Annotated in this window: 16 protein-coding genes; 12 read left to right on the top strand and 4 right to left on the bottom strand. The window is 65.9% G+C overall.

Translation table 11 applies throughout. The features are described from left to right. The first annotated feature begins 2 nt into the window (after positions 1-2). The 7 genes from ccoO (at position 3) to ccoS (ending at position 6,247) form a co-directional block, all read left to right on the top strand. Entirely contained in the window at positions 3-737 is a 735-nt protein-coding gene (ccoO, locus tag XH79_RS30340) for a cytochrome-c oxidase, cbb3-type subunit II (protein WP_212343475.1), read from the top strand. A 13-nt stretch (positions 738-750) separates the two neighbouring features. Then, positions 751-915: a cbb3-type cytochrome c oxidase subunit 3 gene (locus XH79_RS30345; protein ID WP_212343476.1), complete on the top strand. Its 165-nt coding sequence runs from the start codon at positions 751-753 to the stop codon at positions 913-915. A 6-nt stretch (positions 916-921) separates the two neighbouring features. Beyond that, on the top strand, positions 922-1,797 hold the full coding sequence (gene ccoP / locus XH79_RS30350) for a cytochrome-c oxidase, cbb3-type subunit III (RefSeq protein WP_271584013.1): 876 nt from the start codon (positions 922-924) through the stop codon (positions 1,795-1,797). 111 nt (positions 1,798-1,908) lie between these two features. Continuing rightward, positions 1,909-3,375 carry a cytochrome c oxidase accessory protein CcoG gene (gene ccoG, locus XH79_RS30355; RefSeq protein ID WP_212343478.1) on the top strand — a complete coding sequence of 489 codons (1,467 nt, stop codon included), beginning with the start codon at positions 1,909-1,911 and terminating at the stop codon, positions 3,373-3,375. 15 nt (positions 3,376-3,390) lie between these two features. Next, positions 3,391-3,876 carry a FixH family protein gene (locus XH79_RS30360; RefSeq protein WP_271584014.1) on the top strand — a complete coding sequence of 162 codons (486 nt, stop codon included), beginning with the start codon at positions 3,391-3,393 and terminating at the stop codon, positions 3,874-3,876. An 11-nt stretch (positions 3,877-3,887) separates the two neighbouring features. Then, positions 3,888-6,080 carry a cation-translocating P-type ATPase gene (locus tag XH79_RS30365; RefSeq protein WP_271584015.1) on the top strand — a complete coding sequence of 731 codons (2,193 nt, stop codon included), beginning with the start codon at positions 3,888-3,890 and terminating at the stop codon, positions 6,078-6,080. Continuing rightward, positions 6,080-6,247 (top strand): cbb3-type cytochrome oxidase assembly protein CcoS, encoded by a 168-nt coding sequence (gene ccoS / locus XH79_RS30370; RefSeq protein ID WP_008138466.1) that lies wholly within the window; start codon positions 6,080-6,082, stop codon positions 6,245-6,247. Before XH79_RS30365 ends, ccoS begins: the two co-directional genes overlap by 1 nt. Here ccoS and XH79_RS30375 read toward each other — a convergent pair. Next, positions 6,237-7,445 (bottom strand): MFS transporter, encoded by a 1,209-nt coding sequence (locus tag XH79_RS30375; protein WP_271584016.1) that lies wholly within the window; start codon positions 7,443-7,445, stop codon positions 6,237-6,239. The two genes, ccoS and XH79_RS30375, sit on opposite strands and share 11 nt — an antisense overlap. Before the next feature lie 103 nt (positions 7,446-7,548). Next, positions 7,549-8,031, bottom strand: a complete 483-nt coding sequence (locus tag XH79_RS30380) for a cupin domain-containing protein (RefSeq protein WP_271584017.1) — start codon at positions 8,029-8,031, stop codon at positions 7,549-7,551. Positions 8,032-8,269: 238 nt separating this feature from the next. On the opposite strand from XH79_RS30380, the gene XH79_RS30385 reads away from it, so the two are divergent. Continuing rightward, positions 8,270-8,554, top strand: a complete 285-nt coding sequence (locus tag XH79_RS30385; protein WP_212343484.1) for a hypothetical protein — start codon at positions 8,270-8,272, stop codon at positions 8,552-8,554. Between the two features lie 82 nt (positions 8,555-8,636). After that, positions 8,637-9,353, top strand: a complete 717-nt coding sequence (locus XH79_RS30390) for a peroxiredoxin-like family protein (RefSeq protein WP_271584018.1) — start codon at positions 8,637-8,639, stop codon at positions 9,351-9,353. Positions 9,354-9,411: 58 nt separating this feature from the next. On the opposite strand, the gene XH79_RS30395 is transcribed toward XH79_RS30390, so the two are convergent. Next, the gene (locus tag XH79_RS30395; protein ID WP_271584019.1) at positions 9,412-10,299 is read right to left on the bottom strand and encodes a LysR family transcriptional regulator; all 888 of its coding nucleotides are present in this window, start codon (positions 10,297-10,299) and stop codon (positions 9,412-9,414) included. Between the two features lie 197 nt (positions 10,300-10,496). On the opposite strand from XH79_RS30395, the gene XH79_RS30400 reads away from it, so the two are divergent. Together XH79_RS30400 and XH79_RS30405 are read left to right on the top strand one after the other, a co-directional pair. Next, positions 10,497-11,645, top strand: coding sequence for a patatin-like phospholipase family protein (locus tag XH79_RS30400; protein ID WP_271584020.1), 1,149 nt, complete (start codon positions 10,497-10,499; stop codon positions 11,643-11,645). 91 nt (positions 11,646-11,736) lie between these two features. After that, positions 11,737-12,717, top strand: a complete 981-nt coding sequence (locus XH79_RS30405; RefSeq protein ID WP_271584021.1) for an oxygenase MpaB family protein — start codon at positions 11,737-11,739, stop codon at positions 12,715-12,717. A gap of 245 nt (positions 12,718-12,962) precedes the next feature. Here XH79_RS30405 and glgA read toward each other — a convergent pair whose 3' ends face one another. Next, positions 12,963-14,378 (bottom strand): glycogen synthase GlgA, encoded by a 1,416-nt coding sequence (glgA, locus tag XH79_RS30410; protein ID WP_271584022.1) that lies wholly within the window; start codon positions 14,376-14,378, stop codon positions 12,963-12,965. 196 nt (positions 14,379-14,574) lie between these two features. On the opposite strand from glgA, the gene XH79_RS30415 reads away from it, so the two are divergent. After that, complete coding sequence (locus tag XH79_RS30415) at positions 14,575-15,771, top strand: CaiB/BaiF CoA transferase family protein (protein WP_271584023.1); 1,197 nt, start codon at positions 14,575-14,577, stop codon at positions 15,769-15,771. Positions 15,772-15,832 lie beyond the last annotated feature (61 nt).

Consider the following 15,832-nt stretch of genomic DNA (forward strand, 5'->3'; position numbering starts at 1 on the left):
CCATGTCGTTCTGGACACGCCACCAAATCTTCGAAAAGAACTCGATCGTCCTGATCGTCGGCATCCTCCTGGTGATCGCGATCGGCGGTCTCGTCGAGATCACGCCGCTGTTCTATCTCAAGAGCACGATCGAGGCGGTCGACGGGGTCAGGCCGTACACGCCGCTGGAGCTCGCCGGGCGCAACGTCTATGTCCGCGAAGGCTGCTATCTCTGCCATTCGCAGATGATCCGGCCGCTGCGTGACGAGGTCGAGCGCTACGGCCACTTCTCGCTCGCCGCCGAGAGCATGTACGACCACCCGTTCCAGTGGGGCTCCAAGCGCACCGGTCCCGACCTTGCCCGCGTCGGCGCCAAATATTCCGACGACTGGCACGTCACCCATATGACCAATCCGCGCGCGATCGTGCCGCAGTCGGTGATGCCAGGCTATCCGTTCCTCAGCCAGACCGAGGTCGATCCGGACACGATTGCCGATCACATGCGCACGCTGAAGGCCGTCGGCACGCCCTACACCGACGACCAGATCGCCAATGCGGGCGCCGATCTAAGAGCCCAGGCCGATCCGGATAACGCCGGCAGCGACGCCTTCAGCAAACGATACGCCAAGGCCGTCGTGCGCAATTTCGACGGCAAGACCGGAACGCCGACCGAGATGGACGCGCTGATCGCGTATTTGCAGATGCTCGGCACGCTGGTCGACTTCAAGATCTACAACGAGAAAGCCAATCTTCGCTGAGAAGGCATCAACGATGAAAGCCATCCTGACCCTCGACAATCTCGCGTCCAGTCTCGTGACCACGATCTGGACGCCGGTGTTCGTCGCGATCTTTCTCGCGATCATCGCCTACGCTTTTTGGCCCCGTAACAAGGCTGCCTTCGACGAGGCCGCACACCTGCCGTTGCGGGAGGAGTAAGAGATCATGACCGATCATCATAGCGAATTCGATTCCGTTTCGGGCAGGTCCACGACCGGACATGAGTGGGACGGCATCAAGGAGCTCAACACGCCGTTGCCGCGCTGGTGGTTGATCACCTTCTACCTCACCATCGTCTGGGCGATCGGCTACTGGATCGTCTATCCGGCCTGGCCGCTGATCACCACCAACACCGCCGGGCTGCTGGGCTATTCAACGCGCGCGACCCTCGCGGTGGAGCTCGCCAATCTCGAGACGCTGCGCGGCGAGAAGATGGCGGCATTGGCGGCGGCGTCGCTCGCCGACATCGAGAAGGACCCGGCCTTGCTGGCGCTCGCCCGCGCCAAGGGCAGGACCGTGTTCGGCGACAATTGCGCGCCGTGCCACGGCTCCGGCGGTGCCGGCGCCAAGGGCTACCCGAACCTGAACGACGACGACTGGCTGTGGGGCGGCACGCTCGACCAGATCATGCAGACCATCCAGTTCGGCGCGCGTTCCGGCCATGCCAAGACGCATGAGGGCCAGATGCTCGCCTTCGGCAAGGACGGCGTGCTGAAGGCCGACGAGATCGTCACGGTCGCCAATTACGTGCGCTCGCTGGCGGGCCTTCCGACCCGCAAGGGCTTTGATGCGGCCAAGGGCGAGAAGATCTTCGCCGAGAACTGCGTCGCCTGCCACGGCGACGGCGGCAAGGGCAACCAGGAGCTCGGCGCGCCGAACCTGACCGACAAGATCTGGCTCTATGGCTCGGACGAAGCCGCGCTGATCGAGACCATCAGCCAGGGTCGCGCCGGCGTGATGCCGGCCTGGGAGGGGCGGCTCGATCCCGCCACCATCAAGGCCATGGCGGTCTACGTCCACTCGCTGGGCGGCGGAAAATAGCGGATTTGCGGCAAGCGGGGGCGAACAAAAGCGCCCCCGTTTGAGCTGGATCAACTGATGCGGCGGTGTCGAGTCTAGGTTTAATCGCACCTTTTCGAGACAAACTTCGCGATGAACAAGACCGTGAACCCGAACGAGCTCACATCAGACGACAATTACGGGCCGCTCTACGCCGCCCGCAAAAAGGTCTATCCCCAGAGCGTCTCCGGCACTTTCCGCCGGATCAAATGGGGGCTGATGGCGTTCTGCCTCGGCGTCTACTACTTCCTGCCCTTCGTGCGCTGGAATCGCGGCCTCGGCGCGCCGAGCCAGGCGGTGCTGATCGATCTTCCCAACAGCCGCTTCTATTTCTTCTTCATCGAGCTGTGGCCGCAGGAGGTGTACTACTTCACCGGTCTGTTGATCGTCGCCGCCGTGGCGCTGTTCCTGATGAACTCCATCGGCGGCCGCATCTGGTGCGGCTATCTCTGTCCGCAGACCGTCTGGACCGACCTGTTCTACGCCGTCGAGCGTCTGATCGAGGGCGACCGGCGCGAGCGGATGAAGAAGGACGCGTCGAGCGATCCGATGAAGCTCGAGCGCATCTCCGAGATCGTGCTCAAGCATTCGATCTGGTTGCTGATCGCCTGGTGGACGGGCGGCGCCTGGGTGCTCTACTTCAACGACGCGCCGACTTTGGTGAAGGAGCTCGTCACCTTCCAGGGGCCGATGATCGCCTATATCTGGATCGGCATCCTCACCGCGACGACCTATCTGCTCGCCGGCTTCATGCGCGAGCAGGTCTGTACCTATATGTGCCCGTGGCCGCGCATCCAGGCCGCGCTCACCGACGAATGGGCGCTCAACGTCACCTACCGCTACGACCGCGGCGAGAAGCGCACCTCGGTGAAGAAGGCGGCCGAGCTGCGCGCGCTCGGCCAGCAGGTCGGCGACTGCGTCGATTGCTACCAGTGCGTCGCGGTTTGCCCGACCGGCATCGACATCCGCAACGGGCCGCAGATGGAATGCATCCAGTGCGGGCTCTGCATCGACGCCTGCGACAACGTGATGGCCAAGATCGGCCGGCCGAAGCGGCTGATCGGCTACGACAACGACATCAACATCCATCGCCGCCAGGAAGGCAAGGCGCCGATCTACCGCATCGTGCGGCCCCGCACCATCGTCTACAGCGCGATCATCGCCGCGGTCGGCGGCATCATGATCTACACGCTGGCGACGCGCAGCCTGCTCGACGTCAACGTGCTGCACGACCGCAATCCGGTCGCGGTCAAGCTCAGCGACGGCTCGATCCGTAATGCCTACACGGTGCGGCTGCTGAACAAGAGCGGCTACGACCGCGTCGTCGCGATCGACGCGGACGGCCCGGCCAATTTGACGGTCCACGTCGTCGGCGTGGATTCCGTGACGCCGGACCGACCGATGGTCGTGATTCCCCGCGATTCCACCAGCGAGCTGCGGCTGCTCGTCACGGCGCCGGCGGACAGCAATCCGGAGAAGTCGGTCCCGGTCCGCTTCCACGTCACCGATATCGGCCTCGGCGAGGTCGCCTCCGCCACAGACAATTTCGTCGCGCCGTAGGACCAGGAGACTGCCATGGCATCCAAGCCGCTGACCGGAACCAAGGTGCTCCTGATGCTGGTCGCCTTCTTCGGCCTCGTGATCGGCGTCAACGTGACCATGATGAAGCTCGCGATCGCGACGCTGCCCGGAACCGACGTCGACAGTCCCTATGCAGCGGGCCTCACCTATGACCGCGAGATCTCGGCGGCACAGGACCAGGCCGCGCGCAAATGGCAGGTCAGTGCGCATATCGAGCGCCGCACCGACGGTGGCGCCGCGATCCAGGTCGAGGCACGCGACGCCAGCGGTCAGCCGATCCCCGGATTGAAATTCGGCAGCCGCCTGGAGCGGCCGACCGATAAGCGCGCCGATCTCCAGATCGAGCTCGCGGAAGCCGGCATCGGCGTCTATCGCGGCAATGCCGCGTCCGTCGCGCCGGGGCAGTGGGATCTGGTGATCGAGGGTGAGACGCGAGGGGCGCGTGTGTTCCTCTCGCGCAACCGCGTGATCCTGAACTGAAGGATCCCGTCATGCAGGTCACGCGCGATTTCTCTCACTATGTTCGCGACGCGGGCGCGGGCCTCCGGCATATCGACCTCGCGGTCGAAGGCGTTCACTGCGCCGGCTGCATGGCCAAGATCGAGCGCGGCCTGTCCGCCATTCCTGACGTCACGCTGGCGCGCGTGAATCTGACCGACCGCCGCGTCGCGCTGGAATGGAAGGCGGGCACGCTCGACCCCGGCCGCTTCATCGACCGGCTCGAGGAGCTCGGCTACAAGGCCTATCCGTTCGAAACCGAGAGCGCGGAAGTGGCCGAGGTCGCCGAATCCCGCTTCCTGCTGCGATGCCTCGGGGTCGCGGCATTCGCCACCATGAACGTGATGATGCTGTCGATTCCGGTGTGGTCCGGCAACGTCTCGGACATGCTGCCGGAGCAGCGCGACTTCTTCCACTGGCTGTCGGCGCTGATCGCGCTGCCGGCGGCGGCCTATGCCGGCCAGCCGTTCTTCCGGTCGGCCTGGCGCGCGCTGTCGAACAAGACGACCAACATGGACGTGCCGATCTCGATCGGCGTGATCTTGGCGCTCGGCATGTCCGTGGTCGAGACCATCCACCACGCCGAGCACGCCTATTTCGACGCGGCGATCATGCTGCTGACCTTCCTGCTGGTCGGCCGCTTCCTCGATCAGAACATGCGGCGGCGGACCCGCGCGGTCGCCGGCAATCTCGCCGCGCTCAAGGCGGAGACCGCGGCCAAGTTCGTCGGACCCGACGAGATCTCGCAGGTGCCGGTGGCGGCGATCCATCCCGGCGACATCGTGCTGCTGCGGCCCGGCGAGCGCTGTGCGGTCGACGGCACCGTGATCGAGGGCCGTTCCGAGATCGACCAGAGCCTGATCACCGGCGAGACGCTCTATGTCACGGCCGGGCAGGGCACGCCGGTCTATGCGGGATCGATGAACATCTCCGGCACGCTGCGGGTGCGGGTCTCGGCGGCCTCGGAGGCGACGCTGCTCGCCGAGATCACGCGGCTATTGGATAACGCGCTGCAGGCGCGCTCGCGCTACATGCGGCTCGCCGACCGTGCCTCGCGCCTGTACGCGCCGGTGGTGCATGCCACAGCACTGCTGACCATTCTCGGCTGGGTCATTGCGGGGGCAAGCTGGCATGATGCGATCGTGACCGGCGTCGCCGTCCTGATCATCACCTGTCCCTGCGCGCTCGGGCTCGCGATCCCGACGGTGCAGACGGTGGCTTCGGGCGCGATGTTCGGGGCGGGTGTGCTGCTCAATGCGGGCGATGCGATCGAGCGGCTGGCGGAAGCCGATCATGTCATCTTCGACAAGACCGGCACGTTGACGCTGCCCGATCTCGAAGTGATGAACGCGGCCGATATCCCCGCCGACATCTTCGAACTCGCCGGGCGCCTTGCGCTGTCGAGCCATCATCCGGTGGCCGCCGCGGTGGCGCAGGCTGCCGGTGCCAGATCGCCCATCGTCGGTGCGGTCGAGGAAGCCGGGCAGGGCGTGCGTGCGACCGCGGATGGTGTCGAGATCCGTCTTGGGCGGCCGTCCTTTTGCGGTGCCGAGGGCCTCGTCGGCCTGACCGACGACCTCGATCCCGAAGCGTCCATAGTCGCGTTCAGCAAGGGGACCGCAAAATTCATCCTCTCGGTGCGCCAGGGCCTGCGTCCGGACGCGCAGGCCGTGATCGCGGCGCTGAAAGCGCGTGGCATCGGCATGGAGATCCTCTCCGGCGACCGTGAGCCGGCCGTGACGGCGGCGGCGCACGCCCTGTCCATTCCCGAATGGCGCGCCGGCGTCACGCCGGCCGACAAGATCGCGCGGATCGAGGAGCTGAAGCGGCGCGGAGTAAAGGTGCTGATGGTCGGCGACGGCATGAACGATGCGCCCTCGCTGGCGGCCGCCCATGTCTCGATGTCGCCGATCTCGGCCGCCCATCTCAGCCAGGCCACCGCCGATCTCGTCTTCCTCGGCCGGCCGCTGGCCCCCGTGGTCGCCGCCATCGACGCCTCGCGCAAGGCGCTGCATCTGATGCGGCAGAACCTCTGGCTTGCGATCGGCTATAATGTGCTCGCCGTGCCGGTTGCGATGAGCGGCGTCGTGACGCCCCTGATTGCGGCGGCCGCCATGAGCGGATCGTCGATCCTGGTGATGCTGAACTCGCTGCGCGCCCGCAGCGCCTCGGGGGAGATCGTGTGATGGAGATCCTGGTCATCCTGGTACCGCTGGCCTTGATGCTCGGAGGCGCCGGTCTCGTCGCCTTCCTCTGGTCGCTCCGAAGCGGCCAGTACGACGATCTCGACGGCGCTGCCTGGCGCGCCATCGCCGACGACGAGCCGCCGCAGGAAGCGCCGGTCAAGCGCTAGGCTTCAGGGCGAAGGTGAGCAGGGCCGCCAATGCGAGGGCGGCGCCGACGCCGGCGACGCAGGCGTGCCAACCGAATGCGTCGAACAATCGCCCGAGCACGGCCGTGCCGACCAGCCCGCCGCAGAAGTAGCAGGCAAGATAGGTCCCGCTGGCGATGCCGCGGTTGTCGGTTGCCGCATGTCCGACGAAGCCGGTCGCGGCGGCCTGCGCGAAGAACGTGCCGACGCCGATCAGAACCATGCCGGCGAGCACTTCGCCCAGGTGCGGCGCCAACATCAAGGGCAGGCCGAGCCCGGCGACCGCGAGCGATAACCAGATCGTGGCGCGCGTACCGAACCGCGCGGCAACCTTGCCGGCCAGAAGCGTCGTGACGACCGACGGCAGGAAGACGAGATAGACGAGGCCCAGATCCATCATGCCGAGCGACAGCGGAGGCTGCACCAGCACGAAATTGACGAATGTGAAGGTGCCGATGAAGGCGAACAGGATGCAGTAGCCGATGCCGAAGGCCGCGCGCAGGTGCGGATTGCGCCAATGCGCAATGGTGGCGGCGAGCGGCGAAGCCGCCGGCATGATCGCCTGCATCGGCTGCACGCGTCGAATCGTGAAATACACCAGCACCGCGCCGGCCAGATTGAGCGCCGCAAAGAAGTAGAAATTCCAGGCGAGGCCGAGGCCGTCGGCGACCGCCGCCGAGATCAGCCGGCCGACAAGGTTGCTGGCGACATTGCCGGTGATGTAGGCGGCAAAGGCGCCGCCGGCGTCCGTGGCGCTGCATTGCTCGCCGAGATAAGCGAGGGTGAGCGCGAAGGCGGAGGCCATGCAAAGGCCCTGCGCGACCCGCAAGGCGGTGAAGACGGCAAGATTGGGCGCCGACGCCAGCAGGCCGGTTGGGATCGCCAGCAGCGTCAGGCTGAGCAGGATACCGGTCCGCCGGTTGATGTGCGGGCTGAAGAAGCCGACGACGAGGCTGGCTGTCGCCATGCCGAAGGTGCTGGCATTGACGGCAAAGCCCATCGCCGCCGGTGTGACGCCGTAGTGCCGCGTCAGCGAAGGCAGGATCGCCTGCGTCGCGAAGAGGTCGACCACGGTCAGGAAGGCGGTGAGGCCGATCACGAGAGAGCGCAACGCGAGACCCGGCGAGTGCGCGTCCATCGTCATCGCGGCCGGTTTGATGGGAGCGGAAAGATCGGTCATGGCGTGACTGTCCTGTGAGGAATGCGGCGCCCGGCATGCGGATGGCATGGGGGATCCCGGGCACCACATCCGGTAACGAGTGCGCTGGGGCTGGGTGCGTTCGTTACATGTGATGGTCGTTGGGATCCTTGCGGACGTCGCCGACATAGAGAATGACGGTCTCCTTGCCGAGGTTCTTCCACCAATGCGAGGTGCCGTAGACTTCGGGGCGGATGTCGCCGGCCTTGTGCACGATCGGATCGACGCAGTTGGAGGCGTATTCGACGATTTCGCCCTGCTGCACGAAGATCAGTGCAGGGCGGTCGTCATGGCTGTGCCAGGGCACGATGCCGCCGGGTTCGATGGTCAGCTTGCGGAAGCGCAGCTCGCGGCCCTCGATATGGGCGGGCTGCTTGCCGAGGTCGATCGCGCCGAGCGTGACGTCGGTGACGCCGACCGGCTTGTGGTCGACCATCTGCTGCGCGTTCGGCTTGATCTTGCCGGCCGGACATTCGCCCGCGAGCGCCGGCTGTGACGCAACTGTCAGTGCACCGAGAACGGCTGCGCCAGACCAGATCAGGCGCGACAACATGTGCTGCTTGAACATGGGAAGTCTCCTCTGTTGGCCGTAACCTCGCTGGTCGCCGGCTATGGCAGGAGCTTCGTCGAGACCGTGCCGATGTTGAAATGCCGGCTTGCTTTCGATGCGATAGCCCTGCGCTATCTTGATGCGCGGCGGCTATCGAACCGATTGGGCAACGGCATTTCCGCTTCCGGGGGATCTGGCGTCCGATGACCGGGCGCCCGATTGGCGGGCGTTTCACGTCAATCCGGAGGAGCATCCCATGACGAAAGTGTCAAAAACCCTGATCTTTTCCGCCGCCTTCGCGGTGATCGCCACGTCGGCCTTCTCGGAGGCGGCCTGGGATTTGAAGGCCGGCATGGCCTACGTCTATGGCGGGCCCGGCAAGATGTCGGCGATGGCCATGGCCCCGGCCGAGAAGAACCACGAGGCCATGATGAAGAACGCCAAGAAGGTGCCCGCCGACACCGTCTTCTTCATGGACAACGGCACGCTGTACTCGACGTCGGGGCGGCTCGATCCCACCGGCAATTTCTACGTGAACTGAACCGGACCTCGCGCAACGGCCGCCCCTTGCGGGCGGCCGGATCGGGAAACTAGTATTCGTCCCTCAAACGCCGGAGCGGAAGATGTCCTCTCTCTCAGCAGCCGACGCCGAGCAGCTCAGGCTTGCCTTCCAGCGCTGCCGCGACATGGAGGGAACGCTGAACGAGCAGCTGCGCGCCTATGCCGATGCCAGCCGCGAGGTGTTTCCGGCCTATGGCGAGGCGGTTGATCGCCTGGTGGTGCGCTTGAACGGCAACGGCGGTGGCGAGACCGCGCCGCGTCCGGGCGATGCGATGCCGCCGTTCATGTTGCCGGATGAAAGTGGAGCGCTCGTCGCGCTGCCTGCGCTGCTGCAGCGAGGCCCGGTCGCGGTGATGTTCTTCCGCGGCCACTGGTGTCCCTATTGCCGGCTCAATGTCCGCGCCGTGGTGCAGGCGCTGGATCGCATCGAGGCGATGGGCGCGCGGATCGTCGCGATCATGCCGGAGACGCAGGAATACACTCGGCAGGTCAAGGCCGACTCCGGCGCGCCGTTTCCGATCCTGACCGATCTCGACAACGGCTATGCGCTGTCGCTCAACCTCGCGATCTGGCTCGGCACCGAGATCCAGGGCCTGCTGTCCTATCAGGACATGGCGAAGTTTCATGGCAATGACGGCTGGATGTTGCCGATCCCCGCGGTGTTCGTCGTCGGCCGTGACGGACTGGTGAAGGCTCGCTTCGTCGATCCGGATTTCCGCAAGCGCATGGAGATCGACGATCTGATCGCGGCGCTGGAGCGCGCGAGCCGAGAGAATTGAGCACGCTTTCTTCCATTGCCCCTTATGGGGGAAGGGAAGAGCGGCGACAATGTAGAGACTACCCCGCGATCTCCCGCCAGTCCGCACCGCGCAGCATCCGCATCACCGCATTGGCGACGGCCGTGCGCTGCCGGCCGGCGACGCCGTAAAGGCTGACGGTGCGGCGCGCATCGAGCCCAGCGACTGCCGCGCGTTTGACGCTCTCCGGCACCGGCGAGGTGTGGGGCATCATGGCGATGCCGATATCGGCCTCGACCAGTTCGATCAAATCGCGCTCGCTCGAGATCTCGTGGCCGTGATCGACGTCGATGCCGTGCTCGCGCAGGCTCGCGGAGATACGCCTGGAATGCTCGCAGTAATTCCGGCCGAGCAATTGCTCTGCGCGCAAATCATCCGGCTCGATCGTATCGCGCCCGGCGAGCCGGTGCTCCCTGCTGACGACGAGATCGAAGCCTTCCGTGAACAGCGGCCACACGTCGAGCCGCTCCCAGGCCTCGTCGATCTCGGCGGCGATGCCGAGCTCGGCCTCGCCCTTCTTCAGGAATTCGCCGACTTCGCGGCTGGTCCCGCGCAGGAAGCGGAATTCAAGCCGGTTGAACTGGCGTCTGATCGCGTTCAGGTGTGGGATGAGCAATGCCAGGTCGATCGAATGCGTCAGCGCAATGCGCAGCGCGCCGATCTCGCCGCTCTTGAACGAGGAGGCGAGCGAGCGCGCGCCGGTGGCGGCGTCGTAGCACTGCTTCAAGAGCGGATGCATGCGCTGGCCGAGCTCGGTCAGTTGCGCCGCCGGTCGTTCGCGGCGGAACAGGTCGCCGCCGAGCTCGGCCTCGAGCTGCTTGATCGCGCGCGTCAGCGAGGGCTGCGTCACGTTGCATTCCTCGGCGGCGCGCGTAAAATTCAACAGCTGCGCCACCGCGAGGAAATAGCGGACCTGATGCATTTCCATGGATCGGCTCCCAGCAGGATCGAGTGGAATCTAGCCGATCCGGACGGAGAATGACATCCCGGGCCCGATAGCGCATGCGTATGGTTATGGAAGCCAGCCGGCATTTCCAAAAGGTCCGACAATCGCCGAGAACGGCAGGACGTAACAATAGCCTTACGCCTGACGAATGGTAACCATAGGCTCGACAGGAGCGAGACATGAACGGCATGCAGGACAATTTGCAGCGTAAAGGTCTGGACCTGCCGGGGCAGGTCGTTCTCGTGCTGCAGGGCGGCGGCGCGCTCGGCTCGTACCAGGCGGGCGTCTACCAGGCGCTCCACGAGGCCGGCATCGAGCCGGACTGGATCATCGGCACGTCGATCGGCGCCATCAATGCGAGCCTGATTGCGGGCAACGCAAGGGAGCACCGGCTGGCGCGCCTGAGGGAGTTCTGGAAGCGGATGGAGCAGCAGCCGGTCTGGGACTGGCGCGCCGCGTTTCCCGGCTTCAACGAGAAGCTGGCCTATTGGTCGACGGTCACCCACGGTATTCCAGGATTCTTCCGGCCCAATCCGCTGGCGCATGCCGGCGATTCATATCCGCTGGGTGCCGATCACGCCGGCTTCTATTCGACCGCGCCGCTGGAGCAGACGCTGCGCGAGCTGGTCGATTTCGATCTGGCCAATCGCCGCGCGCCGCGCCTGACGGTCGGTGCGGCTCATGTCGGCACCAGCGAGATGCGCTATTTCGACAGCCGCGACGGCGAGCTGACGGTCAAGCACATCATGGCCTCGGGCGCGCTGCCACCGGCTTTCCCAGCGGTGCGCATCGACGGCGAGCTGTATTGGGACGGCGGCATCCTGTCGAACACGCCGACCGAAGCGGTGTTCGACGACAATCCACGCAGGGATTCGCTGATCTTTTCCGTTCATCTGTGGAATCCCGTCGGGCCGGAGCCGGCCACCATGGCGGAGGTGATGAACCGGCACAAGGACGTGCAATATTCCAGCCGGATCGCCAGCCAGATCGTGCGCCAGCAGCAGGCCCATCGCCTGCGCCATGTCATCAACCAGCTCGCGGCGCGGCTGCCCGAGGGCGAGCTGAATGATCCCGCGGTGAGGGAGCTGATGAGCTACGGCTGCTCGACCCGCATGCATGTGGTGCGGCTGCTGGCGCCGCAGCTCGAGCACGAGACCCATACCAAGGATATCGACTTCAGTCCGTCGGGGATCACGCGGCGCTGGCACGCCGGCTACGCTCACACGCGATCGGTCTTGGCGCGCAGGCCCTGGATCGGCGAGTTCGATCCGCTCGCCGGCGTGGTGCTGCACGAGCATACGGACGAGATGCCGATTGCGGCGGAGTGAGGGCCTTGTCCGTCATTTGATTGGGCCGTGACGATGTCGCGAGCGCGCGATCTGGGCTATTGTCGCGGCGTCTTCGTCGCGAGACTCGCAAGTGGTCGTTGAGAAAGATCTGGAAGCGGCACTCGACAAGGTCCGCGCTGACGCGGCGGGCCCGGTTGCCGGCGTGTTCGGTCCTGACACGGTGACCTGGCAGATCGACCGGGAGGCCGTGAACTTCCTCGGCGCCGGTCGCGCGCTGCTGCTGCAACTCGCCCATCCCTGGGTCGCCGCCGCCATCGCCGAGCATTCGAAAACATTCGCCGATCCGATCGGCCGCTTCCATCGTACCTTCGACATCGTCTTCGCCATGGTGTTCGGCTCGCTCGACCGGGCCATGCTGTCGTCGCGGCAGCTGCACCGGCGCCACAGCATGATCGTCGGCGAGATGCCCGAGACGGTCGGTCCGTTCGCGGCGGGCTCGCGCTATTGCGCCAACGACATTCCATCGCTGCGCTGGGTTCACGCCACGCTGGTCGACACCGCGCTGATGGCGCACGACCTCGTTCTGCCACCGCTCTCGGCGGAGGAGCGCGAGCGCTACTGGGCCGAGAGCCGGACGTTCGGTGCGCTGTTCGGACTGACGGCGGACGACCTGCCTGCGGACTGGGCCGGCTTCGCCGCTTACACCGCGGCGATGACGCAATCGGACACGCTGACGGTCAGCACCGCGGCACGCGAGATCGCGACGCAGATTTTTACGGGCGCGCGTCCGTGGCTGCGGCCGCCGCGCTGGTATCGCGCGCTCACGGCCAGGATGTTGCCGGAGCACTTGCGTGCCGGTTTTGGTTTTGAGCTCGACGAGCGCGAGATCCGATCCGCCGACAATGCACTGCGCTGGATCAGGCGCGTCTATCCGAAGCTGCCTGACAGGCTGCGCTATGTCGGCCCCTATCAGGAAGCACAGGCACGGCTGCGGGGCGAAGCGCAGCCCGACTGGATGACCCGCTGTCTCAACCGCGCCTGGATCGGCCGGCCGCAGATGGACGTGCGCAGCGGGAGGTCGGGTGGTCCATCATCCGCCCCGTCATCCTGAGGTGCGAGGCATGGGACGCAACGCGTCCCATGGAGAGCCTCGAAGGATGCACGGCCCCGCTGCTGCAGCCGGGCCGTCGCCCTTCGAGGGCCGCTGAAGAAGCGGCCACCTCAGGGTGACGGTGATGGATGGGCGTGCGCTGCTCTCCTCATCGTCATTGCGAGCGCAGCGAAGCAATCCAGAATCCCTCCGCGGAAAGGCTCTGGATTGCTTCGCTGCGCTCGCAATGACGGAGTACGCGGCGCTCACACCGACGCCAGCTTGCGGTACAGCGCGCTGTAGCTGCTGGCCGAGATGCTCCAGGAGAACGATCGTCCCATGGCGCTGCGGCGCATGGTGTCGAGCTGGTCGTGCGCCATGAACGCCGAGAAGGCGCGGCGGACGCCGCCGAGGAAGGATTCGTGCGAGGGCTTCGAGAACAGGAAGCCGGTCTCGCCGTCGCTGATGGTCTCGGCAAGGCCGCCGGTCTGGTGGCCGATCGGCAATGAACCGAAGCGCTGGGCGTACATCTGACTGAGCCCGCACGGCTCGAACCGCGATGGCATCAGGGTGAAGTCGCTGCCGGCAAAGATGCGCCGCGCCTGGGCGTCGTTGAAGCCGATCGCGACCCCGATGGCGTCCGGACGGCGGCGATGCGCGTTGATCAGCGCCTGCTCGAGCGCCGGCTCACCGGAGCCGGTGACCACGATCTGCCCGCCGGCATCGATGATCTCGTCGGCCGCCGCCAGCACGAGGTCGATGCCCTTCTGGTGCACGAGGCGGGCGACGATGCCGAACATCGGTCCGCGCGACACCGCAAGCCCGAACTGCTTGCGCACGTAATCCGCATTGGCCTTCTTGCCGACCCAGTCGCCGGCGCCGAACTGCTGGGCGAGCTGCGCGCAGTAACGCGGGTCCCAGCTCTCGTCGATGCCGTTGAGGATGCCGGTGAGCTCGGCCGCATCCGAGCGCAGGCGGAGCAGGCCCTCGAGCCCGCAGCCGAATTCGGCCGTGGTGATCTCTCGCGCGTAAGTGCCGCTGACCGTGGTGAGGTGCGAGGCGTAGACGAGGCCCGCCTTGAGGAAGGAGACCTGGTCGTAGAACTCGACGCCGTCGATGTGGAAGGAGCTCTCCGGTGCGCCGATCCGCCGCAGTGCCTCCTTCGGGAAGAGGCCCTGATAGGCGAGGTTGTGGATGGTCAGGATCGACGGCAACCTGGCGCCGCGCCAGGCGAGATAGGCCGGCACCAGCGAGGCCTGCCAATCATTGGCATGGACCAGGTCTGCTGCCCAATTCTTGTCCAGCTTGCCCATGGCAAGCTCAGCGGCTGCCGAGGCGAAACGCGCGAAGCGGATGTCGTTGTCGGGCCAGTCGCGCCCGGACTCGTCGCCATAGGGGTTGCCGGGCCGATCGTAGAGCTGCGAGCACAACAGCACATAGACCGGCAAGCCGTCCCTGGTCGCGGCACGGCCGAGCGAGCAGGCGGGCATGTCCGCGAATTGCGGGCAGCGGCCGACGATCTGGATATGCGTGAGTTGCTCGATGATGTCGCGATAGCCGGGCAGCATGATCCGGATATCGGCGAAGGGGCGTAGCGCTCGGGGGAGGGCGGCGGAAACGGCTCCGAGTCCGCCGACGCGGACGAAGTCGTCCATCTCTGTCGTAACGAACAAGACCCTCAAGAACTGCTGCCCTCATCCGATCCCGTTTGCTGCTATGCAAGAACGGGTCCAGTTGCCCCGGAAATTCTCAAGTCCCCCGCAAGACGCATCTGTTCGGTAAAGACTTTCCTACTCAGCCGCCGCCCTCTAGGGTCGCCGCAGCAACAAGAGAGAACATCCACGGTTCCTAACGGAGCCCCAGGGAGACGCGGCACGCATGCAGCTAACAGACAGGCATGAGGGGACGACGACAAAGGCTTTCGCGGGCCTGCGGGTCCTGGATTTTTCGACCACGATCGCCGGTCCCCACTGCGCGCGCATGCTAGCCGACATGGGCGCCGAGGTCATCAAGATCGAGACCGACAGTGGGGAGACGATGCGGACCCGGCCGCCCCTGCGCAAGGGCTGCAGCACCGCGTTCGGCCAGCTCAATGTCGGCAAGAAGAGCATCGTGCTCGACCTCAAGTCCGAGGACGGCAGGGAGGCGGTCCGCCGGCTGGCCGCGACCGCCGACATCCTGGTCGAGAACTTCCGTCCCGGCGTGATGCACCGGCTGCGGCTCGACTATGACAGGCTGCGTCAAGTCAACCCGAAGCTGATCTACTGCTCGATCTCCGGCTACGGCCAGACCGGCCCCTCGGCCGAGCTGCCGGCCTATGCGCCGGTGATCCACGCCGCCTCCGGCTACGACATGGCGCATCTCGCCTACCAGCCCGGCCGTCACAGGCCCGACTATTGCGGCATCTATCACGCCGACGTCGTCACCGGCACCTACGGTTTTGGCGCGATTGCGTCCGCGCTCTATCAGCGCACCGTGACCGGGCTCGGCCAGCACATCGATGTCTCCATGCTGGAATCGATGCTGAGCTTGACCCTGACCGAGTTGCAGAGCTCGCAATTCGCGGTGGCGCCGCCGCCGCGTCCGATGTTCGGGCCGACCGAGACAGCCAGCGGCTATGTCATGATCACCGTCGCCAGTGAGAAGACCTTCCAGGCCCTGATGGGAGTGATCGGCCGCCCCGAATGGGTCTCCGATCCACGCTTCGCCACCTACGCCCCGCGCCGCGAGAACTGGGCGGCGTTGATGGACGGCGTCGAGGTCTGGTCGCGGCAGCTTTCAACCGATGCATGCCTCCTCGCGCTTGGCGCTGCCGGCGTCCCGGCCTCGGCTTATCGCACCGTGTCCGAGGCATTGGCCGATCCGCAGCTTGCGCATCGCCAGGCGCTCTCCGAAGTGCGGGACGAGGGCGGCTCGTTTAGGGTGCTCAACCTGCCGTTCCGGATGTCGGGGGCCGACACGACGCCGGCCAGGACGGTGTCCGCGCTCGGCGCGCACACGGAGGCATTGCGCGAGGCGATCGGCCTTGCGAGCGATGCTCCAATTCCGTCAGGCAAAACAGCCGCGACATCCTGAGCAACATGACGCCGCGCATGCGGCGTTTGATCTCTCGTGTGTTCCTCTTGCCGTGGCGAGC

Origin of the sequence: Bradyrhizobium sp. CCBAU 45389 (assembly GCF_028128625.1) — a bacterium.
In the GTDB taxonomy this organism is placed as follows: domain Bacteria; phylum Pseudomonadota; class Alphaproteobacteria; order Rhizobiales; family Xanthobacteraceae; genus Bradyrhizobium; species Bradyrhizobium liaoningense_B.